We start from the raw sequence: 22819 nt of genomic DNA, 5'->3' as shown, positions 1-22819 counted from the left end.
TTTGCCTGGTGTTTTGCGAGGATGACTGAACCGCTCGACAGCGCAGCCTCACCTGCCCGGCAATTTCATTTCGCTAACGGCACACGAGCCTTGTTATTGGAACCGCACGTCGACCGCGAGCAGTTCTCGACGGTATTGAGTGTGACATACAGACGTTTCAACTCTTCGCGCGTGCAGGTCGACAGCATGCCTGAATGGGTATGCGCGGTGCTAAGAGATTGGCGAACGCCGACGCGCCTGCGCACGCGGCAGCAGACAGAAACGAAATAAGCCAGGACCGTGGCGTCCCGGCCTCTCTCAGATAGTTGTACATGACTCTTGTCTCGCAGAACCCGTCCGCGCGATGCGTGGCGCTGGCCATCACCCGCAACAACGGCATGTCGCTCGAACATGCTTACGGCAACGAGTCACGGAAACTTTAGAAGCGCCAAAAGGCGGAGTTATCGGTTGATGAGCCGTTTGACAATTCGAATTCAAAGGCTCAAAAGCAACGCGCCCACGATCGTGATGATCGTGGGCGCGAAGCGAAGCCCGAACCCGCTGCGGACGAAGAAAATCCGCCTGCTTAGTGGCCCAGCGATTCCAGCTTTGCCCCCGCCACCTGGCTGACCTGCGGCCTCGCCATTTGCTTGATCAGCAGCGCGACGCATGCAATCAGACCGGCAATCGCGATCGTCGCGAACACGCCGGAGAACGTGAAGTGCCGGCGCGTCAGTTCCGCGACGAGGAACGAGCCCGCAATGCCGCCGAAACGCCCGACGCCGAGCATCCACGCGACACCCGTGCCGCGCCCTTCCGTCGGATAGAACGCAGCGGCGAGGGCGGGCATCGACGATTGCGCGGTGTTCATCAGCACGCCGGCGATGAACACGATCGCCACGAGCGCGCCAACATTGCCCGCCGCCTGCCCGATGCAGTACACGCTGACGGCCGTCAGCGCATAGCACACGGCGATCACGCGGTTCGCATTGAAGCGGTCCATCAGCACGCCCGCCAGCACCGCGCCGACGCCGCCGAGCGGGAACAGCGCCGAGATCAGCGTGGCGCTTTTCGGCGTGAGGCCCGCGTCCTTCAGCAGAATCGGCATCCAGTTGATCGACGCATAGAAGATCACGAGGCCCATGAAATACGTGAGCCACAGCATCACCGAACCGGCGATGTACGAGCGCGACAGCACGACGCCGATGCCCTTGCTGCCCGTTTGCGGCGCCGTCTCCGTCATCACGAACGAGCCGGCGTTCATCGCCTGCTGCGAGATGCGCGCGAGCGTCGCGCGAATCCGTTCGACGGGCTGACTGTTCGCCACCATGAAGCGCACCGACTCGGGCATCTTGAGCAGCAGCACCACGCCGAGCAACAACGGCGTCACGCCGCCGAGCATCAGCACGCTGCGCCAGCCGAAATGCGGGATCATCCACGCGGCGAGAAAGCCACCGAATGCCGCGCCCAGCGGAAAGCCGCAGAACATCAGGTTGATCACCGTCGCGCGCCGGCGGTCCGGGCAGAACTCGCCCATCATGGTCACGGCGTTCGGCATCGCGGCGCCGAGACCGACGCCCGTGATGAAGCGCAGCACGGTCAATTGCCCGATGCTCGACGAGAACGCCGACGCGAGACACGCAATGCCGAACAGGAAGACGGAGGTGACCAGCAGCGAGCGGCGGCCTAGCCGGTCGGACAGCGGACCCGAGCCGAGCGCGCCGCACGCGAGGCCGAACAGCGCGGCGCTCAGCACGGGCGCCAGATCGGGCCGCGACAGGCCCCACTCGGTCAAGAGCGATGGCGCGATAAAGCCGATCGCCGCCGTGTCGAAACCGTCCAGCAGGACGATCACGAAGCACATGAAAAACACGAGCCATTGAAAGCCGCCAAATGGCTGCTCGTTGATGAACGTCTGGACGTTCACGACGGAAGTGCGGTTCATCGACTGTCTCCTGCTACGCACGACGCAATGCTGCGCCTGTGATCCTATATTGCCTCAGAAGCGAGGCGCGATACTCATGCTCGTGACGAACACGCTGCTCGATACCGAAGACGACGTCACGCGTCGTTGTTCGCATATCGCACAATCTTTCAAATTGCGAACACTTTAGCGTTTTGCATCGGCGAGCGTCAATGAAGGGTTATTACTGATGGATCGATGTTGGGACGGCAGATGCAGCACGTCGGGCATGTCGCGGCAACGAACGTGCTTCACGCGCCCTCGACTTTGCATCGGGCATGTTCTGTGACGTTTTAGCCTGAAAAACAAGGCAAAAACTGAATCGTCAATAGATTTGGATGCCTTATCAAATGCGTGTTCACGTCACAAAAAAGACAGCGTCCGCCCTATAGATTCCCTTCACAAAAGTGGCGACAGAGAACGCGCCGCCTGCCAAACCGTCGAGCGTGGAGCGCAGTTGCCGTCGCATTTCGACGCCAATCGACGCGTTTTGACCACTCCCACATACTTACAAACAAAAAACTTTCCTTACTTTTTACTTTCATATATAACGACAGGGCATGTCGCGAACACGCCTGTCTCGCACATGTCCTCAGCCCACCCGTGCTAGCCGGTGGGCTTTTTTTTGGTGTATTCGCTTAATCGCAGGCTACATACAAATTCCTTTCATCAGTCCATATCTCTCGGTGAAAACCCCTCCACTCTTTCACTTGACTTACTTGATATATCACATATCGTATGGAATCTATCAGCGTCGCATTTTTAGCGCCGGTGATCGGAAGAGCCGCTCAGGCCCCCGCAAAACTCAACAGGCAAGTTTCGCCACTATCGTGCACGCGACGTGAGCGGCGCCCAGGCGCCCACTCCCGTCGACAAAGGAGACAGCGATGAAGACAGAGCATCAGGAAGGGCCGTCGTCGTGGTACGCATCACCGTGGGTACAGCTCGTATTCGGCGTGGTCTGCATGGCGATGATCGCCAACATGCAGTACGGCTGGACACTGTTCGTCAACCCGATCGACGAGAAGTATCACTGGGGCCGCGCGGCCATTCAGGTTGCATTCACAATCTTCGTCGTGACGGAAACATGGCTCGTGCCGATTGAAGGCTACCTCGTCGACAAGTACGGGCCGAAGCCTGTCGTGGTCGGCGGCGGGCTGCTGTGCGCCGTCGCCTGGGTGATCAACTCGATGGCGTCGTCGCTGCCGCTGCTGTACCTCGCGGCCGCCATCGGCGGGATCGGCGCGGGCGCGGTCTACGGCACCTGCGTCGGTAATGCGCTGAAGTGGTTTCCGACCCGCCGCGGGCTCGCCGCCGGGATCACGGCAGCCGGCTTCGGTGCGGGTTCGGCGGCGACCGTCGTGCCGATCGCCAACATGATCAAGAGCAGCGGTTACGAGGCGACTTTCCTGTGGTTCGGCCTCGGTCAGGGCATCGTCGTGTTCCTGCTGGGCATGTTCCTGCTCGCGCCGTCCGCCAGCGTGCTGGCGTCCGCGAAGAGCGCGCTGTCCAGTGCCAAGCGCCTCGTGCACAACGCGACACCGCGCGAAGTGGTGTCCGCGCCCGTCTTCTGGGTCATGTACCTGATGTTCGTGATGATGGCGGCGGGCGGCCTGATGGCGACGGCGCAGCTCGGTCCGATCGCGAAGGACTTCGGCCTGCACGACTCGCCCGTTTCGCTGCTCGGCCTGACGTTGCCCGCGCTGACCTTTGCACTGACGATCGACCGCGTGCTCAACGGCCTGACGCGTCCGTTCTTCGGCTGGATCTCGGATCGTATCGGCCGCGAAAACACCATGTTCATCGCATTCGCCATCGAGGCCGTCGGCATTCTCGCGCTGTCGAAGTTCGGCCAGAGCCCGGTGGCGTTCGTCGTGCTGACGGGCATCGTGTTCTTTGCGTGGGGCGAAATCTACAGTCTGTTCCCCGCCACCTGCGGCGACACGTTCGGGCCGAAGTTCGCGGCCACCAACGCCGGCTTGCTGTACACGGCGAAGGGCACGGCGGCGTTGCTGGTGCCGTTCACGAGCATCGTCACGGCGGCGACGGGCAGCTGGCACGCGGTGTTCATGCTGGCGTCGGGCATGGCCGCCGTCGCCGCGTTTCTGGCGCTCTTCGTGCTCAAGCCGATACGGCGCGCTTATACGTTGCAGCATTCAGAGGCGTCGCTGGAAACGCCGTACGGTTCGTCGACGCGAATCAGCGACTCGGCGCGTATTTCGGCTGAAGGAGGCTAATCGGCAGCACGTGTTTTGAGGTTGTCAGGATGCCCGTTTGCCAGCGCGCGACGGGCATCCGTCGTTCCGGAAGCCCTTGAGCACGACCGCTCTCGCACGCCATTCCTGGCGCACTTTGTAGCAGCGGGCGTGACACACTGCGCTCATCCTGCCGCTAGTTGTCCGGCTCCCGCGCCGCGCATCCAAAGATGCACCAATCTGGCACGAACCGTGCGCGCCACGCAGTCGCCGATACGCACGCCGTCCCAGCCACGCTTCGTCGCCGCAATCCGTCGAATCCGCGGGCGTACGTGTCGCCCTTCCGACACTGGCCGACCGCAGAGGCGAATCCGATGGACCGCGAAGAGCTACTCGAAGACTGGCGCACGCTCGCGCTCGATATCGAGCATCAGGTGGAAAACGCAGTCATCGGGCAGCCCGAGACCATCCGGCTGATCAACGTCGCGCTGTTCGCGCGCGGCCATGTGCTGCTCGAAGGCGGTGTCGGCGTCGGCAAGACGACGATCCTGCGCGCGTTCGCACGGGCGATCGGCGGCGATTTCGAGCGCGTCGAAGGCACGATCGACCTGATGCCTGGCGATCTCGTCTATCACACGTACGTCGATGCCGAGGGCAAGCCGCGCATCGAGCCCGGACCGCTCATCAAGCACGGCGAACGGCTCGCCACTTTCTTCTTCAACGAGATCAACCGTGCGCGCCCGCAGGTGCAATCGCTGCTGTTGCGCGCGATGGCCGAGCGCTCGGTGTTCGCATTCGATCGCGAATACCGCTTTCCTTATATGACCGTGTTCGCCGATCGCAACAAGGTCGAGAAGGAAGAAACGTTCGAACTCGCGGCGGCGGCACGCGACCGATTCATGTTCGAACTGAATATGTCGACGCCCGATGACGCGACCGCCCGGCGCGCGCTCGTCTTCGATCCCGACTTTCACGACACGGAAGCGCTGCTCGCACGCGTCACGACCGACGTGCTGCCGTGGCAACGACTGAACGCGATTGGCGCAAGCATTCAACGGACGATCCACGCGAGCGAGGCGATCGAACGCTACGCGCTCGACATCTGGCGCGCGACCGAAAACCCGTTGCAGTTCGATATCACGCTCGACGACGTGGACATGCAGCGCCTGATTCTCGCCGGCGCGAGCCCGCGCGGCATGAGCGCGCTGCTGCGGGCGGCGCGCGTGGTCGCGTGGCTCGACGGGCGCACGTATCTGATGCCCGAAGACATCCACCGCGTACTGCTGCCGACCCTGGGCCATCGCGTGTACTTCACGCCCATCTACGAATTGCGCCGCCAGGAACTCTCCGATGCGCTGATGACGCAGATCGTTTCGAGGATCGCGGCGCCGTGAACACGTTGGCGGAGTTCCAGTACCGGCTCCCCGTGCGGGTGTCGGGCGCGCGTCCCGGCGGGCATCGCGGGTCGAGCGTCGGCATCGGCCAGGAGTTCGCCGCGCACACGCGGCTGTTCGATCATCCCGATCCACGCCGGATCGATGTGCGCGCAAGCATTCGCAGCGTGCAGCGCGAATGGCTCGTCCGCGTGCACCGGCAGCGCGTGGCCGTGCCCGTGCATGCCGTCGTCGATGTGTCAGCGTCGATGCGCTTCGGCGCCGCGAGCACGAAGCTGGAAGTGGCAGCCGCATTCGTCGAAGCGCTCGGACATAGCGCGTTTCGCATCGGCGACCCCGTAGGCATGCTCGCATTCGACGACGAAGCGCGCGAGGATCTTTTCGTGCCGACGCGGCACGCGCGCGGCATGGGTCCGTTGATGGCGGAGTTGCTGCGCGATTGCGCGCCGCGGCAAACGCGCGCGCAGTCGCGCGAACGCGGCTTGCGTGATATCGCGACGCGGCTTGCCGGCCGCGCGTGTCTCGTCTTTCTCGTATCCGATTTTCATTGGCCGCTTGCCGCGCTGCCGGGACTTCTCGACACATTGACTCACGCGTGGGTCGTGCCCGTCGTGCTGTGGGACCGCGCGGAAGTCGAGCCGCCGTCGCACAACGGCTGGATGTCGCTCGTCGATATCGAATCGGGCGAAATGCGCTCGATGTGGATGCGCGATTCCGTTCGCGAGCGCTGGCGCAGCGCCGTTGCGGAGCGGCGCGCGCAGATCAATGCGCTGTTCGCGCGTCACGGTATCCGCCCGTTCTTCAATCAAGGCACGTTCGAGCCCGAAGCGCTCAGCCGCTACTTTCTCGAGATGACGGCATGACGTGCATCGGCACCTGTGCGACGGCTCTCGCATGCATCTTGATGATCGCGAGCGCAAGCGTGAATGCAGAACCTGCGATCGTGCAGCAGCCGCGCGCCTTCGGCCATGTGCTCGGCGACATCGTGACGCAACAGGTCCTGCTCGGCCCGGACGATCGCGCCGCCGAGTTGTCGGCGATGCCTTCGACGGGCCGCGTCAACGCGTGGCTCGAACGCCGGCCACCGTCGATCACCACGGATGCCGACGGCCGCCGCTGGCTCGTGCTCGACTATCAGGTGATGAACTCGCCGCGTGCGCCCGCCGTGACCTCGACGCCGCCGCTGCAATTGCGGCTCGCGTCGGGCAAGACGCTCGATGTCGCGGCAAGCCCGCTGTCGATCGGTCCGCTCGCGCCGTTGGGTCTCGCCGACGCCGGACGCCTCGCGGGACTTCAGCCCGACCGGCTGGTCGCGCCGGAATCGACGGCGCCGCTGCGTCGCGCGTTGACCGTGTGGATCGCGCTCGCCGTCGCGGTGATGATCGCGTGGCTGGGCTGGTGGCTATGGCGCAACCAGCGCGACGCGCGGCAGCTTCCGTTTGCGAAGGCATGGTCGCGCTTCGGCCGGCAGAACGACGCCGCACTCGAAGCGAATCCCGATGCGTGGCGCGGTCTGCACCGCGCGCTCGACGAAGCGGCCGGACGTGTCGTGCTGGCCGGCTCGGTGCCGGACCTGACGGCAAAAGCACCCCATCTGCGCGAACTTCAGCCGCAACTCGAACAGTTCTTCCAGCGTTCGTCAGACCGGTTCTTCAGTCAGTTGCCGGTAGCCACGCCATTTTCATTGCGCGAGTTGTATCGCGCGCTGTATCGCGCGGAAAAGCGCCATCACCGATGAGCACGCCGCCCGACTTCCTCTATCCGTGGGCGCTCGTTTTTCTGCCGCTCGCCGCTTTGCCGCTGCTGCGCCGAAGCATCGATACGCTGCCGTATTCGTGGGTCGCGTGGCTGCCGCACGATCGCGCGGGCCGGGTGGTCGCGTTTATCTGGCGCGCCGCCGCGATGATCGCGCTCGCGGCCGTGATCGTCGGGCTCGCGGGGCCAGGCTGGTCCGGCGAGCAGACGCGCATCACGGGAACGGGCGCGGAGATCCTGATTCTGATGGACGGCAGCGGCAGCATGTACCAGGCGATCAGCACCGGATCGATCAATATCGCCGATGCGCCCACCGCAGGCGAAACGAAGAACCAGATGGCGCGCGATGCGATCACCGCGTTCGTCGCGCAACGCGTGAACGATCGCTTCGCGTTCATGCTGTTCGGCACGCATCCGATGCTGGCCGTGCCCTTCACGCGCGACCGCACGGTGATCGACGCTGCGATTGCCGCAACGGGCATCGGGCGCGGCACGCCGGATACCTTGCTCGACCGCGGCATCCAGTACGCCGTCGAACTGTTCGATGGCCGCGCGCGCACGAGCAGCCGCGCGATCGTGCTGGTCTCGGACGGCGGCGCGCGACTCGACGACGTGGCACGCGAGCGCATCCGCGCGGGCCTGTCGCGCAACGGTGTCGCGTTTTACTTCGTCTATCTGCGCAGCGGCATTTACAGTCCCGACCTGCACGTACGCCCCGCCGATACTGACCATTCGCCGGAAGCCGAATTGCACCGCTTTTTCCTGTCGCTGCCGACGCCCTATCGCCTCTATCAGGCCGACAGCCCGCAACAGGTTGCGCGCGCAATGAGCGATATCGCGCGCAATGAAAACGCGCCTGTGTCGTTCGTCGAGCGTCTGCCGAGGCAGGATCGCAGCGCCTGGTGTTACGCGACGGCGCTCGTCTGCTGCGCGCTGCTGATCGGCGTGTGGTTCATGCAAAAGCGGAGCCTGCGATGAAGCGGCTGCCCATCCATCTGATGTTCGGCGTGGCGACGCTGTGCTGCGTCGGCGTCGCTGGCTATTACGCGGTGCGTCTTCAGCACGTCGTGCAAGCGAACGCCGAGATCGCCGCTATCGACACCCAACAGCGCGAGCAATGGAGCAAGTCCGCGACGGACAGCAACGCGCCCGCCGTGCGGCTCGCGCAAGCTGTCGCGCTCGCGCGCGCCGGGCAGCAAGCGGAAGCGGGCAAGCTCTACTACGATCTGTCGCGGCTCGCGCCTTCGAGTGAAACGGGCCGCCTCGCGCTCTACGATCTCGCCAACATGTATCTGCGCGAAGCTGCCGGCGACAGCGCGCAAGGCCCCGTGCGCTCGCCGCCGATGCTCGAAACCGCGAAGGCGCGCTATCGGGAACTGCTGCGCCTCGAACCCGGCAACTGGGATGCACGCTACAACCTCGAGCGCGCGCTGCGCCTCGCGCCCGAAGCGCAGGATACCGCCGACGACATCAACGACGTCAAGGAGCAGCACAACATCAACGTTCGCGGCGCGGAGCCGGAGGAGCTGCCGTGAAGCGCGACGCGCGGCCATGGATGCGCTACGTGCGCGGACGCTGGTGGCAACTCCCACTCGCCTCGCTGCTGCTCGCGGCAGCCGTCCTGATGCCGCCCGTCGAATTCAAACGCCCGGTGTTCCGTTATGTCGTCACGTTCGATATCACGCAGAGCATGGACGTCGAGGACGTTGCAATCGGCGGCAAGCCCGTTAGCCGGATCGACCTCGCGAAGGCAGCGATGAGCGACGTGTTGCAGCATCTGCCGTGCGGGTCGGAAATCGGCTGGAGCGTGTTCACGAATCAGCGCTCGCTGCTGCTGGTTGCACCCGTCGAAGTCTGCGGCAACTACGATGCGCTGCTCTCGTCGCTCGATCAGATCGGCGGAAACATGCGCTGGGTCAACAGCAGCGTGATCGCGCAAGGCGGAATCTATTCGGCCGTCCGCGCCGCCACCGATCTTGGCCACAACACCGACGTCGTGTTCATCACCGATGGCCAGGAAGCGCCGCCCGTCGCGCCGAACGAAACGACGGTGCGCGACATACCGCAAGGGCTCGTGCATGGCTGGCTGATCGGTGTCGGCGGCGACCAGCCCGCGCCGATTCCGAAGACCAATGCCGACGGCGTGCGCACCGGTTTCTGGCAAGCGGATGAAGTGAGGCAGGTGCGGCCCGAGCCCGGCGCGCCCGCCGTCGCAGAGAGTCACGAAGAACTGTCGCAACTCAGGGAAACGTATCTGGAAGCCCTGGCCGGGCATCTCGGCTTTGGTTACAGGCGGCTCGTCAGCCCGACTTCGCTGCGCGCGCCGCTGATGGACGCGCGTTACGCGCACCCGATACCCGTCGCCACCGATGTCCGCTGGGCGCCCGCGCTGCTCGCGCTGATTCTGCTCGTGTGGCGCTTTCTTCCGGCACGACGGATCGCGCAAGCGGACAAGCCCGCAAGCGCGTCAATCGTCACCACTCGCACGCGCAGTGCTCGTTACCGCTGGCTCGTTGCGATGACTTCATCGCGCCGCGCGTAACGCTATCCGGCACGCGCTTAATTTAAGACCCCAGGCACGCCGACTGCTCCTTTGTCATCACTTCGTAAGGACAACTGGCCATGCACGCGACTCTTATCTCATCCGTCTCTCGCCGCCTGATTTCATCGACGGGCGCATTCTGCGCCGCGATGTCAGGCGGCGCGGGCTCGCAGGAAAACCGCAGCGCGCCGATGGGGACGAAGTCCGACCCACCGCCTGCGCACACGCTCGAATCGCACACGCCGCAAGCCGCCGAAGCAAAGCCTGGGCAACGCGACAAGGCGAAGGGCAAATCCGCGCACAAGACCGAAGGCGCGGGCGGTTTCGACAACGGTCTTTATGGCGCGGGCGCGGGCGCGGGCGCGGGCAGCAACAAATAACCGGCAAGCCGGCTTCCTGACTACCACCTCGGCGCGATATCGGCCAGTTGCGCGACTCCCCGGCCAAACGAGAAATTCTCATTTGGGACGGGCACGAGCGCGATGAAGACATCGTCGGGCGACACGCCGACGTCCCGCTCCAGCAGGCGCGTGATCGTCGCCATCAACGCTGCCTTGTCCGACGCAGGCCGATGCGCGCCTAGCATGACCGTCACGATCATGGCGTTCCTGCTTCGCTCCATCTCCATGAAGGTGGGATCGATGAACAGTTCATCGTCGCCGTGTTCGCTGATCATGATGAACCGGTCTCCCTTAGGAATGCCCAGCGCTTCAACCAGCGACATGTTGAGTGCGTTACCCATCGCGATCTTCTGTTCGCGAGTGAAGCGCCCTTTGGGAATGTGTGCATGAAATACCGGCATGTATGTTCTCCATTTGCCTCAAGTGATTGGCGTAAAAGTCTGCCCGTTAAATCTGCTCGCGCCTGGCCGCATCGGTACCAGTGAGATGCAGCGTGAACCAGTCCACGGCCGCGCCGCTCGCGAGATCGAATGCCGCATCGTACGGATCGAAGTGATGGCCCGGCACCAACACGAGCCGCTTGGGTTCGAGCGCGCGTTCGTAGGCTTCGAGTTCGAGGTCGGTCATGGTCACGCGATCGTCGTTCGCAATGACCATCAGAAGCGGCGTCGGCGAGATGCGGCTTACCCATACGCCTGGCTCATACATGCTCGCGGCAAACGACGAGCGCAGCGTGACGCGGTTTTCCCACGATGCACCCGCCAGCTGCTGCGAATAGAACGCGATCGCTTCAGGCGATCGATAAGCGGCAGGCACGCTCGCGTCTGCGCTGACAACCGCCTGAACACGCGGAGCGTGCCCCCGATGCTGCTCACGCAAATCCTCAGTCACCGTGGCGATCCAGGCGGGCATCGCATCGGGCGCGACGCGGCGTCGAACCTGCTCGAAGCCGCTGATGGTCGGAACCTGCGAAACGACGCATTTGACGCGACGGTCCGTCGCGGCGAGCACCAGTGCGTGTCCGCCGCTAAAACTGCTGCCCCAGATTCCGATGTGCGAGGGGTCCACTTCGGGCCGGCTCTCGAGCCAGGTGATGGCCCTACGCCAATCGGCGATCTGCGCCCACGGGTCGATATCCTGGCGCGGCGTGCCGTCGCTCGAACCAAAGTTTCGATGATCATGGACGAGGACAACGAAGCCGGCCTCCGCGAAAGCAGTCGCGAAACGTTCAAGACCGTGTTCCTTCACGGCGGCGAATCCATGACACATCGATATCGCTGGCCGACGTTCCGTCGCGGCGGGCACAAACAGCCAGCCGCGCAACGTGACGCCGCCTTCTCCGGCGAACTCTATTTCAGTCCTGCTGATCATGCCGTACTCCGTCTTTACAATACGTTGATATGCGCATATTATGTTCGACACCAGCATTTGACAAGCCTCTTTGTCGAGGAGACGAGCATGACAGTAGTATCCGATCTGACGAATGATCCGGTTCAGCCGCCGTACGACGCGCTGATCTTCATTCATGGTTTCCTCGACAACCGCACCGTGTGGGACGATCTGATCGAGGCGCTTGCGCCCTCTTCGGTGCCCGTGATCGCGCGCGATCTTCGTGGTGCAGGTGATCGCCGCGATGAAGACGACGCGTGTACGCTGGCGCAGGCGGTCGCCGATATCGTGCAAGTGTTCGACGACATGAGGTTGTCGCGCGTGGCGCTGGTCGGACACAGCATGGGTGCGCAGATCGCGGAACTCGTCGCCAGTGAACGTGCCGCGCAGGTTGCGTCGTTGACGCTGATCACGCCCACGCCTTTGCGTGGAAACACATTGCCGGACGAAGTACGCGATCTGCTGCGAGAAAGCGGTGACGCTCCCGCCGTCCAGCGTCAGATCCGCGTTTCATTCTCGACCCATCTCAATAGCAATCAACTCGATTCGCTGACCGCGCCCCACGTCTTGATGAACAAGGCCACCGTTCGCCAGTATTACGATGCGTTCACGCTCGGTGATCCGCGAGGCAATGCGCCGTGTGCGTTTCGTGGCCCGACCATGGTGATCGGCGCCCAGGACGATCCTGTGATCACGGTCGAGCAGATCGCCGCCGAATGCCGCGAGCGCTTCCCGGCAGCGAGTTTCCGGATCGTCGCTCACTCCGGCCACTGGCCGCATCTGGAGCAAACGGCGCAAACGGCACAACTCCTCGCGCGACACCTTGGATGGGCAACGCTCAAGCCGGCTACGTCCGCGCAAGCGTCACGGCACGACTACGTCAGTGCCTCTGACGAAAGCCGCTGAGCCTCGCGTATATTTCCGAGTTCGACGAACCCCGAGCGAATACGACATGGCAATCCAAAAGGAACAGCTGGAAGATATCGATGGGCGTTGCAACTGTCTTGCCGCGCGCAAAGCGTCCCGGTATTTGACAGCGGCATATGACCAGGCTCTCGCGCCCGCCGATCTGCGCGCCACGCAGTTCTCGATTCTCTACAAGCTCGCCAAGGACGGACCGCTCACGATTGGCGATCTGGCCGCCGCCATGGCGATGGATCGCACGACGCTTTCCACGAACCTGAAACCGCTGGAACGGGACGGGCTCATCGAAATGGTCCCCGGACAGGATCGCCGCGTGAAGATGGTCGTGATTACAGACGCAGGCGTAGCGCGCTATCGCACGGCGCTTCCGATGTGGCAGGCGGTTCAGCAGGAATTCGAAGGAAACTACGGCGAAAAGCGTGCAGTCGCGTTGCGCAACGCGTTGCGCAACGTGTTGAATAGTGGATTCAGTCCCTGGACTGACGGCGAAGGCGCTAGCGCTAAAGACTAGACACGCGTCGATCGGGCAGGAGTTGGCGGCGCATGCCGCCCATTCGGCAGCCTTCATCAGCGGTACGCTGCCGAATTATGTGCATATGCACAACGTTGCACACATCATCCGAAATGGAAACAGGAGACACGTATGAAACATCCCCATATCGTCGAGGCATGCCGGAAAGCGTTCAGCGGATTCGAGCTCAACGACAAGACCGACCTCGTTGCCTTACTTGACGACGATGTCGTCTTCGAGTTCTCCGATTCGCTGCCTTATGGCGGGACCTACGAGGGAAAGCAGGAGTTTCTAGCCTTCTGGAAGCACGTTTATGAGAAGTGGGAGACTTTCACTTACGACGCCAGAGCAGTCCTCGAAGCAGACGATTACATCATCGTCCCTGTCCTCACGCGGGCAAAAGCGCTCAATGGTTATCTGATGGAAAACGAACATCTGTTTCTGTTCAAGGTCCGGGACGGCCGGATCGTTCACGGACGCCTCTACGCCGACACTGCGCGAGGACGCGACATTCTGGAAGACAAGCCGCCGAAGCGTTATCCGAAACTGATCCTTGGATAAGACCATGTCGCGACCTGGACGGCTCGCGCGTTGAGCAATCGAAGTAAGTGCGGCGGCCCCGAGGTGCTGTCCGGGCCAGCCGCACGCGCGACACATGGAGCGTGCCATCCTCTAGCTCACCCAGCCACGCTCGATCAACGGCACATCCCAGCCAGGCTCAGTGCCGAGCCAGTCCACCAGAAACTCGACCAGCGCCTTCACCTTGAGCGCCTGGCGTTGCGTGGCCGGGTACACGGCCGCGAAGTTCAATGGCGATAGCGCATAGTCGGACAGAACGGGCACGAGCGAGCCGTCGAGCAGCGGCGCGCTCGCCACCAGAGTGGGCAAACACACGACACCGCCGCCCGTCAGCGCATAGTCGCGCAGCAGATGCACCGAGTTCGAGCGGATCATGCCGGGCAGTTCCATTTCGAAGACCTCGTCGCCGCGCGTCATCGTCCAGTGATTGCGCGATGGATAGCCCGAATAGAGCGCCGTCGTGTGCTGCAGCAATTCGCGAGGATGCTGAGGCGCGCCGTGCGCTTCGAGGTACGACGGCGCAGCGCAAAAGAGCCGTCTCACGGTAAAGAGCCGCCGCTCGATCAACGATTCCGAAATAGCAGGAAAGACCTGGAACGCGACATCGAAGCCCTCTTCGATGGGATCGACTACGCGGTCGTTCACGATGATGTCGAGCTGGATGCCAGGATAGCGCCGGTTGAATTCCCCTAGCACCGCGCCGAAATGGCCCAACGCGAAACCCGGCAGCATCTGGATACGCAGCCGCCCTGTGGGCGTGGCGCGCAATTCGCGCATCTGGTCGGTCAGATCGTTGACGCGCCCCACCACCTCCGCACATTCCCGGTAGAACGCCTCGCCGACTTCAGAGAGGCGCACGTGCCGCGTGCTGCGGTGAAACAACGGAGCGTTGACGAAGCGCTCCAGTTGCTGGATGCGGTTCGTCACGACCGAACTGGTCACGCCGAGTTGCCGGGATGCCTCGGCGAAGCTGCTCGTTTCCGCAACCCGCACGAAAGCCTCGATACTCAGAAAACGATCCATGCCGCTTCCCTGTCATCGTGTACAGCACGTCAGTTTATACGCGCTGACGCCGGTGACAGTGGCGTGTGTGAACATCGCCTCGAGCACACATGAAAGCGGGCACGGCGTGCTGCTTCTTCTCGAAGGAGCACGCCGTGCCCGCGGTATTGGCGACTTTATTCGAATTGCTCGGCCGCAGGAAATTCGCCCGTCGATGCATTGCGCCGGCGCAATCTGGCAGGTGCAGTCTCCTTGAGCAACATGCTCACGCCGATGCCAAGCAAAACCGCGCAAATTGGCAGCCACAGAATATTCTGAATGCCAAAGCGAGTCGCGACGAAACCAGCCAGCGCAGGTGCCACCCCGCCGCCAAAGATCTCGCCGGCGCCAACCACGATCCCGATTGCCGTGGAGACCATGCCGATAGGCGCAGCCTCCGTCGCGACCGGTCCGGAGAGCAGCGAAACGAGACCAAGCGTGAAAAACGCCGCCACGAACAGCACAACGAACAAGGCGACCGGCTGCGCGCCGAGCCCGCGAAACACGTACAGCATCACCGCCGTCCCCGCGAAACCGACCACGCTCGCAAGACGCCGCCCCACCAGATCGGAAAGCCCCGGCAAGCCGAACTGACCGACGAACCCGCCAAAGCCGATCGCCGAGACCACGATACCCATGCGTTGCGTGTCAAGAGCCAGGTACTCGGTGAGATAGAGAGGCAGCATCGCCCCCAGCACGAAGACGCCCGTCATCGCACAGAACAGCGCGACCATCGCGACACGGATATTCCCGCTCTTCAGCACGTCGCGCCAGTTGCCGTGCCGAGGTTGCGTCGGCGCCTGCGCCGACGACTCGGACAGCGTCGATACAGGCGTGGGCTTCGGCTCCCGAATCACGCGGAACATCAGCAGGCCGAGGATCAGCCCGGGAATGGAAACCAGGGCGAACACCCAGCGCCACGACATCACGTTGAGCAACTGCGTGGCGATGATGGGCGAAAGCGCCAGTCCGAACAGTGCGAATCCGCTTTGCTGGAGCCCGAGATTGAAGCCACGGCGTTTCGGATGCGAGGCGTCGGCAGTCGCGGCGAAACTCGTCGGGCAGAACGACCCTTCGGCGACGCCCATCAGGGCCCGCACGGCCATCAGGCTCGCGAGTCCACCCGCAACACCCGAGAATCCCGACAAGAGCGAGAACACGACGATAGCGGGAATCAGAACCTTGCGGCGTCCAAACTTGTCGGAGATGCCGCCCATCAACGCAGCGAAGACACCCCATGAAAGACCGAGGATGCCGATACAGTTGCCGACGTCCTGTGCCGTCAGATGCAGGTCCTTCATGATGGACGGAAAAAGCGGCGCGATCAGCCACCGGTCCAGGCCCACCAGCCCGAATCCGAGCGCGAGCAGCGTCACCGCTTTCCATTCGTAGGACACGTCCCACTGGTTCGATCTCATCCTTGTCTCCTATGACAAATTCGACGGCGACCGCACGCAGTGCAAGCAGCCCGCGGCGTACACAGCGCCGACGGACGAAGAATGATCCAGGTGCAACGTGGAAAGAATGCGACGACGACCGAATACGTCATTCGCGAAATGCAAACAATGGCCGCGACATACCTTGCGAGGCATGTCGGACAAGGATTGGCGATGAAATCGAAGGCGGTCGCGTGGCGCTTCTGACGCACCCCAGGGCTAGCCCGGGTAGACGCGTGCGTGATCGGGCGGCGGCGTGACGCCAGCAAGGGAACCCGTTGCGCCGCGACGCGCGGCAGAGGGCTTCGCCGGTGCTGGAGGGACAGTTGTTACCTCGGGTCTAACGGTAACTGTCTACTCGATCCTATGTTTCGTGGTTGGGTGAATGACTACGTTCATACGGGTTTTGCAACGAGAGGCCGTTTAGTCGAGCGCCGCCAGAAGCGCTTCCAGAAATCGCAAATACGCCGTTGCACCCGGATCGGCGTGACCGATGCGGCACGCTTGCACCCACGCCCCTTCTGCGATTGCAGCGCGGCCATGATTTCAACCTGCCCCCGCGCGGTCGCAATCATCTCAGCCAGAATCTCACGCGCGCTCCCGTTCGACGCTTCAAGCACATCGAGGCTCGGCACCAGCGCATCGAGCACGGTCTTGTCGCCGATCTTGCTCTTGCTGCGGACGATGCGCGCCGCGACCGCGCGCCCGATCTTGAGCACCCGACCTCATGCTTTTCCGCCATCGTCTTTGCCGCGTACTACGTCGACGCAACCGCGAAGTCGGGATCTTCGAACAGCTTGCGCAACAGCGCCTGAAAAATCGCCGTGGACTGGTTCAGACCGTTCGACGCGGCAATCGCCCCGAGAAATGCCGAGTCCCAGTGAACGTCGGCGCGGAGCACCTTGTCGTAACGCACCGACTGCCCCTGGCGGATAACGAAGTGGCCCGTCACCTGCGCCTGACCATCGGCAATACGGACTTCAGATAGCGTCGCCTCGATGCGCGCCGCCGCGTTCGCGTCATAGTTGCCGGACGTCGCGAGCTCCGTGCGAAGCGCCTGCCCCAGGTAGGACGTCCACGAACCATCGCCCGGTGCGGCGATGCGCAGCGAGCGGACGGTCGTCTGAACATCCGATGGATCGCTACCCGCCGTCGTTACCTGGAAACGGGCGGCGCGCGGCAGGCTGCCCAGCTTCATCTGGTTGGCCACACTCGCCTGATACGGCAGCACTTGTTGCGTCACGCACCCGCTGATCAGCATCGTCGCTATCAGTGTCGCGAGCACCGCTTTCACGCCAGCGCGGCGGCGCGGAGCACGTCGAAGCGTCATTGCGCGATGTCCGTCGACTGGTCGAGTTCCGCCAGACTCCTGCCGACGATCTGACGCAGCACCTTGTCGCTGGCCTGTTGAAGCGGCATCGACTGGAGACCTTCCGGGCCGGAAGCGTTGCCGATCGTCGTGTAAAGCACATGCTTGACGACCTTCGTGACAGGCTCATGGCCGGGCTCGACGTAGCTCGCCGTGCACTCATAGCCGTCGGTCACCATCGTGCCGATCGCACCGAACGTCAGGCCCACACCAAAGCCCTTGGCCGCCAGATTGTCCGTGAGGGGAACGTTGTTGATCTGGACCGACAGCTTGCGGCCGGACGGAACGGGGTCGTACGAGACCTGGCTGAACAGGCCCGACTGGACCACCTGCTCGAAGACATGCGATCGCACGTAATCGGTGGCGCGCGCGTTCGGCACACCCTTCGTCTGGAACTCGACGAGCAGTTGCACGGGCTGTGGCGCCGTGGACTTTTTCAGGGTCGCGTAGTCCGTATCACCCAGCTTCGCATCGACATAGGAGTGCGGCGTCATGCACGCGGAAAGAGACAAGGCAAGGCTGGCCGCTCCGATCAGCATGGCGGTGCGTTTGGCGTTGAACATTCGGAGACTCCCTGTGAGAAATAGACCCGTCTGCTTTACGGCTGCCACCAGAAAAACTTTATTCCGCAGCGTCTGCGTTGCATCGCGGGCTATTTCGGGGACAATCAGCCATCGCCATTCAGCAGCAAGCCACTCGCGTGGCATGCCCTGCAAGCCCCCGTCTATCTGCTCACACGGTTGATTCGCCCAAGGGAAAAGCACATGAGGAATTCAAGGATCCACACGTCGCTGCCGGCGTTGGCGCTCCTGCTCGCTGGCTGTGCCGCAGGGGGCATGCCGGGAGCGGGAGGCGCAACGCATCTGAGCGCCACCCAGTGCCGCGATCTGTCCGAGCTTCGGAACAATGCGCCCCTCACCCGCGAGCGCAACCTCAGCGAACTGGCAGCGCTCAGGCAAGCGGGTTACGACCCGTCCCGGTGGTTCGATCCGTACTATCCGGAAGATCTGCAGGCCGCGCAGAGTCAGGTCGATCGCTGGTACCACGATGAATGCCAACAGGCCCAGGTAAAGTGAAGCTGCGGTTCGCATTCACGGCGATCACCCGGCGCCCGACACCGCATGACGAGGCTTTCCTTTGCCTGCTTTTCCATGCCGCGGTGAACCCGCGATAACAGCCGCCAGGCGTTGAGCGGCAGCTTTCATCTGCTCGCTGCTGAACCCTCCAAAGCCAAGAACAAGACCCGGGCGTCCCGTCCCGGCGCGAACATGGGCGACACGGCACGTACCGCGACGCCCTCCCTGGCGGCGCGCTCGACAACCTCCCGGTCGTCCAGCGCGTCTGCGAGCCAGAGTACGAGGTGCATCCCCTGATCGCCGGGCTCGATCCACGCGAGATCAGCGGGGAGCAACGCTTCGATCGTATCGATCAGTTGACGCCTATGTTCGGAGTAGACATTTCGAACCTTGCGTATGTGCCGCTCCAGATGTCCTTCCGCCATGAAGGCGGCCAGCACGTGCTGATCGGCAGTTGGCGGGTGGCGATCCATGAGCACGCGTGCGCCGCAGAACGCATCGACGAGATTGCGCGGGACGATCAGATAACCCAGTCTGAGGGACGGAAACAGAATCTTGCTGAACGTACCAAGATAGATCACGCGGTCCGGAGCCAATCCTTGAAGGGCCGGAAACGGATAGCCCTCATAGCGCAACTCGCTGTCATAGTCGTCCTCGACCACCCAGGCATCCCAGCTACGTGCCCACGCGAGCAAGGCCGTGCGCCGCGCCATGCTCAAGGGCATCCCCAATGGATACTGATGGGACGGCGTAACGAATGCCGCGCGTGCATGCGGCGCCCTATCTATGCCAGCCTCGACATCGAGACCATCGGCGTCGACAGGCACACGGATCACGCCCTCGCGATAGCCGATGTTTTCCAGTATGGCGGTGACGCCACGGTAAGCGGGGTTCTCGACCCACACCTGATCGCCGGGACCCAGCAGAACCTGACTCGCGAGAAAAAGTCCCTGTTGGGTACCGCTCGTCACGATGACCTGGTCTGCCTCACACCGCACGGAACGGGACCTTCGCACATAGGCTGCGATCGCTTCGCGCAGGGGTAACGCGCCCAACGGATCGGCATATCCCGTGGGCGCGCCCGGGCCCCTTGCGCGCAACCGGTTACCCAAGCGACGCCAGATATCGCCGGGCGCCGTCAAACCGATCGGGACAGATATCGCGAAGGGTATTGGCGCAAGCGGACGGAATTCTCGTGCAATCTGCGCGAACGCCAGGGCGCGCCCAGGTAACCCGGACTTCGGCGCCGGCTCCAGTGTCAGCTCCGGTATCGGCTCGGGTGCGCTGACCGGCTGCGACTCCGCCAGGGCTTGCGCGACATGGGTTCCCGCTCCCGCTTTCGATTCCAGAAAGCCCTCGGCGAGCAACTGCTCGTAGGCCTCGATCACTGTCCCTCTCGCAACGTGAAGCGAGGCAGCGAGCGAACGCGATGACGGCACCAGGTCTCCCGCTCTGATGTCTCCCTTGCGCACCGCCTCCCGCAGCGCCTCGGCAATTTGACGGCTCAGATTGCCCGCCGTGCGATCGAGCGCCCCAAGCGACGGCATGTCCGCGGCTCGCGCAGTTCTCGCCATAATTCTGGTTCACTAGAAATTGAATAAACTGGTACTTCAGGATAAACCAGTTTTACAGCAAACTGGAAGCTTCGCATTGGTACCCACCAATCCCACCAATCGCCCCTGGCAGCCAGAGATAGCGCATGTACATACCAGCCCACTTTGCCGAAACCCGAAAAGAAGTCTTACATTCCCGTATCGTTCAGCACCCGTTTGGCACGTTGATCACGCACGGGAGCGGCGGACTAGACGCCAATCACATTCCGTTTGAACTTGCGGCAGAGGACGGCGAACTGGGCGTGCTGCGCGGACATGTGGCGCGGGCCAACCCGGTATGGCAGGAGGTGGCGAACGGCGACGAGGTCCTTGTCGTCTTCCATGCGGGCGACGCCTATATTTCTCCGAACTGGTATCCGAGCAAGCATGAACTGCACAAACAGGTGCCGACCTGGAATTACATGGTCGTGCATGCGCACGGCCGCATGACCATTCTCGACGACGAGCGCTACGTGCGAGGCGTAGTGGGTCGGCTCACTCGCACACATGAGGCATCGGAACCGAAACCGTGGAAGATGGGCGACGCACCGAAGGACTACGTGGATGCGATGGTAAAGGCGATCGTCGGTGTTCAGATTGAGATCACGCGTCTTGTTGGCAAGAGCAAGCTCAGCCAGAACAAGGAAGCTCGGGATATCCAGGGTGCAGCTGAAGCACTCAAGTCGAGTGGCGAATCCCAGCTTGCCGATGCAATGCTCGCCGGGGTTCCGACGAAGCAGCCATAGAGCGTGGTCGGCGTCACTCAACATTCATCAGAAGGCGCAATGTACTCTTCCACCTTCATTTTTCGGGCCGGTCAATACGACGAGGCGTTCCATGAACTCGATCAGCGGATTGCCGAAGTGGCGCGATCCATACCGGGATATGTGAGCGAGGAGACGTGGGAAAACGCCGGAGAAGGATTGATCCAGAACGTCTACTACTGGAAGTCGGAAGAGGCATTGCTACAGCTGATCAGGCATCCCGTCCACGTCGAGGCGAAAGCGAAGCAAAGTCGCTGGCTGGACGGCTATCGGGTCATCATTGCGCGTGTGATTCGGGAATATGGTGACGGCCGGCTGGTGAGCCCGCTTCACGGCCATCAGTAAGAGACAAGCCTGGAAAGCAAATTGTCTTCGACGATGCAAAGAACGTAAGCACACCCTCGATCAGTGCAACGTCACTGGCCCAGTGGGCCAGTGACATTTCAAACCCGCTCAACAGCATCGAGAGACATCCTGTCTGCCCCGTCGTCCAGCACTGGATCTTGGCGACGCATTCCGACTCGCCTTTGGTGGAACCATCCCATACATGCAAGCAAAGCGCTTAGACCTAGCGTAGCCACGACCTCGCCGCGATGCGCGTGACCGCTCACCATCACGGCAAATGCGCCGATGATCAGCAAAATGACGAAGAGTCCAAGGAACGGATGCATCCACATTCGCACCTTGAGCTTTCCGTCCCGCTCGAGTTGAGCGCGTAACCTGATCTGACTGACAGCGACGACAAGGTAGACGAGAAGTGCCATGGAGCCCGTCGTCGACAGCAACGCTTCGAACACATACTTCGGCGCGAGATAGTTAGCTGCAACGCCTGCAAACGCCGCCGTCGTGGATAGAAGGACAGCCACCACGGGTACGCCGTTGCGGCTGGTGCGCCTCACCACCGACGGCGCCAGTCCGCGAGCCGAGAGAGAAAAGATCATGCGCGATGCAGTGTACAAGCCGGAATTCAGGCAACTGCATACTGCGACCAGAATCAGCAAATCGATGAGCAATTTGGCGTAAGGTACATGCAGCACCTGCAACACGGCTTGATAGGAACCGATCTGCGTCAACGCAGGATCGCTCCATGGAAGAATCGAAATGATGACCAAGATCGAACCAATGTAAAACAAGGAAATACGCCAGACGACGGACGTAATGGCACGAGCAATTTCCTTTTCCGGGTTCGCCGATTCCGCCGCCGCAATCGTCACCACTTCAGTGCCGAGAAACGTGAACATCGTCGTCAACATCGCACCTGCCACGGGTTCGAGTCCTTTAGGTGCGAACCCGCCGTGCCCGAGAATATTCGACGCTGCATCGACATGCACGTTCGGTATGAAACCGGCAATCGCAGCGAAACCGCACGCGATAAAGATCACGATCGCGGTGACTTTGACGACTGAAAACCAGAACTCCAGCTCGCCATAGTTCTTGACGCTTACAAGATTCGCGACAGTCAAAACGAAGGTGACAGCAAGGCAGAATTTCCACATCTCAACCTGCGGAAACCAGCTATTCAGAATGTTTGCTGCAGCTGTCGCCTCCAGTGGCAGCACCAGCACCCAAAACCACCAGTACATCCAGCCGATCATAAAGCCGGCCCAAGGACCAATTGCTTTGCCGGCGTATGTCGAGAACGATCCGGAGTCAGGCATTGCGCAAGCCATTTCACCCAGCATGCGCATGACGAGCACCACCAGCAGACTTGCCAGTACATAGGCAATGATCGCGGCCGGACCGGCCTCCGCTATTGCATGCCCCGATCCGACAAAGAGGCCTGCTCCGATACTCCCTCCAATCGAGAGCATCACGACATGTCGTTGCTTCAGACTATGAGCGAGCGCGTTTCGTGGGGTTTCTTGCATGTGTCTTCCTGAATTCCTTGTACGTGGAAGCGAGCACTCGC

General features: G+C 62.3%; 24 protein-coding genes and 1 pseudogene. 15 read left to right on the top strand and 10 right to left on the bottom strand.

Going from position 1 to position 22819, the window contains the following annotated elements:
- Nucleotides 1–21: 21 nt before the first annotated feature.
- Nucleotides 22–270, top strand: a complete 249-nt coding sequence (locus H1204_RS29740) for a hypothetical protein (RefSeq protein ID WP_180732013.1) — start codon at nt 22–24, stop codon at nt 268–270.
- 295 nt (nt 271–565) lie between these two features.
- Here the strand turns inward: H1204_RS29740 and H1204_RS29735 are convergent, their stop codons facing one another.
- Nucleotides 566–1924, bottom strand: coding sequence for an MFS transporter (locus tag H1204_RS29735; RefSeq protein ID WP_180732012.1), 1359 nt, complete (start codon nt 1922–1924; stop codon nt 566–568).
- Between the two features lie 905 nt (nt 1925–2829).
- Here H1204_RS29735 and oxlT point away from each other — a divergent pair.
- The 8 genes from oxlT to H1204_RS29695 all read left to right on the top strand — a co-directional run bounded on the left by oxlT (nt 2830) and on the right by H1204_RS29695 (nt 10208).
- Complete coding sequence (gene oxlT, locus H1204_RS29730; RefSeq protein WP_180732011.1) at nt 2830–4179, top strand: oxalate/formate MFS antiporter; 1350 nt, start codon at nt 2830–2832, stop codon at nt 4177–4179.
- A gap of 332 nt (nt 4180–4511) precedes the next feature.
- Nucleotides 4512–5531 carry a MoxR family ATPase gene (locus tag H1204_RS29725; protein WP_054933695.1) on the top strand — a complete coding sequence of 340 codons (1020 nt, stop codon included), beginning with the start codon at nt 4512–4514 and terminating at the stop codon, nt 5529–5531.
- Entirely contained in the window at nt 5528–6394 is an 867-nt protein-coding gene (locus tag H1204_RS29720) for a VWA domain-containing protein (RefSeq protein WP_180732010.1), read from the top strand. Before H1204_RS29725 ends, H1204_RS29720 begins: the two co-directional genes overlap by 4 nt.
- A gap of 59 nt (nt 6395–6453) precedes the next feature.
- Nucleotides 6454–7269 (top strand): hypothetical protein, encoded by an 816-nt coding sequence (locus H1204_RS29715; RefSeq protein ID WP_243468702.1) that lies wholly within the window; start codon nt 6454–6456, stop codon nt 7267–7269.
- Complete coding sequence (locus tag H1204_RS29710) at nt 7266–8264, top strand: vWA domain-containing protein (protein WP_180732008.1); 999 nt, start codon at nt 7266–7268, stop codon at nt 8262–8264. The genes H1204_RS29715 and H1204_RS29710 overlap by 4 nt, the downstream gene beginning before the upstream one ends.
- The gene (locus tag H1204_RS29705) at nt 8261–8821 is read left to right on the top strand and encodes an MxaK protein (RefSeq protein ID WP_180732007.1); all 561 of its coding nucleotides are present in this window, start codon (nt 8261–8263) and stop codon (nt 8819–8821) included. Before H1204_RS29710 ends, H1204_RS29705 begins: the two co-directional genes overlap by 4 nt.
- Before the next feature lie 20 nt (nt 8822–8841).
- Nucleotides 8842–9828 carry an MxaL protein gene (locus H1204_RS29700; RefSeq protein ID WP_243468802.1) on the top strand — a complete coding sequence of 329 codons (987 nt, stop codon included), beginning with the start codon at nt 8842–8844 and terminating at the stop codon, nt 9826–9828.
- Nucleotides 9829–9908: 80 nt separating this feature from the next.
- Nucleotides 9909–10208, top strand: coding sequence for a hypothetical protein (locus H1204_RS29695; protein ID WP_180732006.1), 300 nt, complete (start codon nt 9909–9911; stop codon nt 10206–10208).
- Between the two features lie 20 nt (nt 10209–10228).
- Here the strand turns inward: H1204_RS29695 and H1204_RS29690 are convergent, their stop codons facing one another.
- Complete coding sequence (locus H1204_RS29690) at nt 10229–10630, bottom strand: tautomerase family protein (RefSeq protein WP_180732005.1); 402 nt, start codon at nt 10628–10630, stop codon at nt 10229–10231.
- Between the two features lie 46 nt (nt 10631–10676).
- Nucleotides 10677–11600 carry an alpha/beta hydrolase gene (locus tag H1204_RS29685; RefSeq protein WP_180732004.1) on the bottom strand — a complete coding sequence of 308 codons (924 nt, stop codon included), beginning with the start codon at nt 11598–11600 and terminating at the stop codon, nt 10677–10679.
- 87 nt (nt 11601–11687) lie between these two features.
- Here H1204_RS29685 and H1204_RS29680 point away from each other — a divergent pair, with 87 nt between their 5' ends.
- The 3 genes from H1204_RS29680 (at nt 11688) to H1204_RS29670 (ending at nt 13614) form a co-directional block, all read left to right on the top strand.
- Nucleotides 11688–12524 carry an alpha/beta hydrolase gene (locus H1204_RS29680; protein ID WP_180732003.1) on the top strand — a complete coding sequence of 279 codons (837 nt, stop codon included), beginning with the start codon at nt 11688–11690 and terminating at the stop codon, nt 12522–12524.
- Nucleotides 12525–12570: 46 nt separating this feature from the next.
- A complete protein-coding gene (locus H1204_RS29675; RefSeq protein ID WP_180732002.1) occupies nt 12571–13053 on the top strand; it encodes a MarR family winged helix-turn-helix transcriptional regulator in 483 nt (160 codons plus the stop codon).
- A gap of 132 nt (nt 13054–13185) precedes the next feature.
- Nucleotides 13186–13614, top strand: a complete 429-nt coding sequence (locus H1204_RS29670; RefSeq protein ID WP_079500312.1) for a nuclear transport factor 2 family protein — start codon at nt 13186–13188, stop codon at nt 13612–13614.
- Between the two features lie 111 nt (nt 13615–13725).
- On the opposite strand, the gene H1204_RS29665 is transcribed toward H1204_RS29670, so the two are convergent.
- The 5 genes from H1204_RS29665 to H1204_RS29645 all read right to left on the bottom strand — a co-directional run bounded on the left by H1204_RS29665 (nt 13726) and on the right by H1204_RS29645 (nt 18041).
- Nucleotides 13726–14655: a LysR family transcriptional regulator gene (locus H1204_RS29665; RefSeq protein WP_180732001.1), complete on the bottom strand. Its 930-nt coding sequence runs from the start codon at nt 14653–14655 to the stop codon at nt 13726–13728.
- A 155-nt stretch (nt 14656–14810) separates the two neighbouring features.
- Nucleotides 14811–16091 carry an MFS transporter gene (locus H1204_RS29660; protein ID WP_180732000.1) on the bottom strand — a complete coding sequence of 427 codons (1281 nt, stop codon included), beginning with the start codon at nt 16089–16091 and terminating at the stop codon, nt 14811–14813.
- A 413-nt stretch (nt 16092–16504) separates the two neighbouring features.
- Nucleotides 16505–16828 carry a DAK2 domain-containing protein gene (locus H1204_RS29655; RefSeq protein ID WP_243468701.1) on the bottom strand — a complete coding sequence of 108 codons (324 nt, stop codon included), beginning with the start codon at nt 16826–16828 and terminating at the stop codon, nt 16505–16507.
- A gap of 38 nt (nt 16829–16866) precedes the next feature.
- Nucleotides 16867–17439 carry a hypothetical protein gene (locus H1204_RS29650; protein ID WP_180731999.1) on the bottom strand — a complete coding sequence of 191 codons (573 nt, stop codon included), beginning with the start codon at nt 17437–17439 and terminating at the stop codon, nt 16867–16869.
- Nucleotides 17436–18041, bottom strand: a complete 606-nt coding sequence (locus H1204_RS29645; protein ID WP_180731998.1) for a hypothetical protein — start codon at nt 18039–18041, stop codon at nt 17436–17438. Before H1204_RS29645 ends, H1204_RS29650 begins: the two co-directional genes overlap by 4 nt.
- Before the next feature lie 201 nt (nt 18042–18242).
- On the opposite strand from H1204_RS29645, the gene H1204_RS29640 reads away from it, so the two are divergent.
- A complete protein-coding gene (locus H1204_RS29640; RefSeq protein WP_180731997.1) occupies nt 18243–18554 on the top strand; it encodes a DUF4148 domain-containing protein in 312 nt (103 codons plus the stop codon).
- Nucleotides 18555–18578: 24 nt separating this feature from the next.
- On the opposite strand, the pseudogene H1204_RS29635 reads toward H1204_RS29640, so the two are convergent.
- Nucleotides 18579–20128 (bottom strand): annotated as a pseudogene (locus H1204_RS29635) (PLP-dependent aminotransferase family protein).
- Between the two features lie 125 nt (nt 20129–20253).
- Between H1204_RS29635 and H1204_RS29630 the strand changes: the two are divergent.
- Together H1204_RS29630 and H1204_RS29625 are read left to right on the top strand one after the other, a co-directional pair.
- Nucleotides 20254–20892 (top strand): FMN-binding negative transcriptional regulator, encoded by a 639-nt coding sequence (locus H1204_RS29630; RefSeq protein ID WP_180731996.1) that lies wholly within the window; start codon nt 20254–20256, stop codon nt 20890–20892.
- Between the two features lie 39 nt (nt 20893–20931).
- Nucleotides 20932–21255: an antibiotic biosynthesis monooxygenase gene (locus tag H1204_RS29625; RefSeq protein WP_180731995.1), complete on the top strand. Its 324-nt coding sequence runs from the start codon at nt 20932–20934 to the stop codon at nt 21253–21255.
- Between the two features lie 98 nt (nt 21256–21353).
- Here H1204_RS29625 and H1204_RS29620 read toward each other — a convergent pair whose 3' ends face one another.
- Entirely contained in the window at nt 21354–22778 is a 1425-nt protein-coding gene (locus tag H1204_RS29620; protein WP_180731994.1) for an amino acid permease, read from the bottom strand.
- Between the last annotated feature and the right edge of the window lie 41 nt (nt 22779–22819).

It is taken from the genome of Paraburkholderia sp. PGU19, from assembly GCF_013426915.1.
Lineage (GTDB): Bacteria > Pseudomonadota > Gammaproteobacteria > Burkholderiales > Burkholderiaceae > Paraburkholderia.
The sequence above is the reverse complement of the archived record's forward strand: the minus strand, read 5'-3'. Positions and strand labels throughout refer to the sequence as shown.

What these genes read in the sequence shown, in the direction of transcription:
- H1204_RS29740 (WP_180732013.1), top strand. Translation starts at nt 22, where the DNA reads ATGACTGAACCGCTCGACAGCGCAGCCTCACCTGCCCGGCAATTTCAT.
- H1204_RS29735 (WP_180732012.1), bottom strand. Translation starts at nt 1,924, where the DNA reads ATGAACCGCACTTCCGTCGTGAACGTCCAGACGTTCATCAACGAGCAG.
- oxlT (WP_180732011.1), top strand. Translation starts at nt 2,830, where the DNA reads ATGAAGACAGAGCATCAGGAAGGGCCGTCGTCGTGGTACGCATCACCG.
- H1204_RS29725 (WP_054933695.1), top strand. Translation starts at nt 4,512, where the DNA reads ATGGACCGCGAAGAGCTACTCGAAGACTGGCGCACGCTCGCGCTCGAT.
- H1204_RS29710 (WP_180732008.1), top strand. Translation starts at nt 7,266, where the DNA reads ATGAGCACGCCGCCCGACTTCCTCTATCCGTGGGCGCTCGTTTTTCTG.
- H1204_RS29705 (WP_180732007.1), top strand. Translation starts at nt 8,261, where the DNA reads ATGAAGCGGCTGCCCATCCATCTGATGTTCGGCGTGGCGACGCTGTGC.
- H1204_RS29700 (WP_243468802.1), top strand. Translation starts at nt 8,842, where the DNA reads ATGCGCTACGTGCGCGGACGCTGGTGGCAACTCCCACTCGCCTCGCTG.
- H1204_RS29695 (WP_180732006.1), top strand. Translation starts at nt 9,909, where the DNA reads ATGCACGCGACTCTTATCTCATCCGTCTCTCGCCGCCTGATTTCATCG.
- H1204_RS29690 (WP_180732005.1), bottom strand. Translation starts at nt 10,630, where the DNA reads ATGCCGGTATTTCATGCACACATTCCCAAAGGGCGCTTCACTCGCGAA.
- H1204_RS29685 (WP_180732004.1), bottom strand. Translation starts at nt 11,600, where the DNA reads ATGATCAGCAGGACTGAAATAGAGTTCGCCGGAGAAGGCGGCGTCACG.
- H1204_RS29680 (WP_180732003.1), top strand. Translation starts at nt 11,688, where the DNA reads ATGACAGTAGTATCCGATCTGACGAATGATCCGGTTCAGCCGCCGTAC.
- H1204_RS29675 (WP_180732002.1), top strand. Translation starts at nt 12,571, where the DNA reads ATGGCAATCCAAAAGGAACAGCTGGAAGATATCGATGGGCGTTGCAAC.
- H1204_RS29670 (WP_079500312.1), top strand. Translation starts at nt 13,186, where the DNA reads ATGAAACATCCCCATATCGTCGAGGCATGCCGGAAAGCGTTCAGCGGA.
- H1204_RS29665 (WP_180732001.1), bottom strand. Translation starts at nt 14,655, where the DNA reads ATGGATCGTTTTCTGAGTATCGAGGCTTTCGTGCGGGTTGCGGAAACG.
- H1204_RS29660 (WP_180732000.1), bottom strand. Translation starts at nt 16,091, where the DNA reads ATGAGATCGAACCAGTGGGACGTGTCCTACGAATGGAAAGCGGTGACG.
- H1204_RS29650 (WP_180731999.1), bottom strand. Translation starts at nt 17,439, where the DNA reads ATGACGCTTCGACGTGCTCCGCGCCGCCGCGCTGGCGTGAAAGCGGTG.
- H1204_RS29645 (WP_180731998.1), bottom strand. Translation starts at nt 18,041, where the DNA reads ATGTTCAACGCCAAACGCACCGCCATGCTGATCGGAGCGGCCAGCCTT.
- H1204_RS29640 (WP_180731997.1), top strand. Translation starts at nt 18,243, where the DNA reads ATGAGGAATTCAAGGATCCACACGTCGCTGCCGGCGTTGGCGCTCCTG.
- H1204_RS29630 (WP_180731996.1), top strand. Translation starts at nt 20,254, where the DNA reads ATGTACATACCAGCCCACTTTGCCGAAACCCGAAAAGAAGTCTTACAT.
- H1204_RS29625 (WP_180731995.1), top strand. Translation starts at nt 20,932, where the DNA reads ATGTACTCTTCCACCTTCATTTTTCGGGCCGGTCAATACGACGAGGCG.
- H1204_RS29620 (WP_180731994.1), bottom strand. Translation starts at nt 22,778, where the DNA reads ATGCAAGAAACCCCACGAAACGCGCTCGCTCATAGTCTGAAGCAACGA.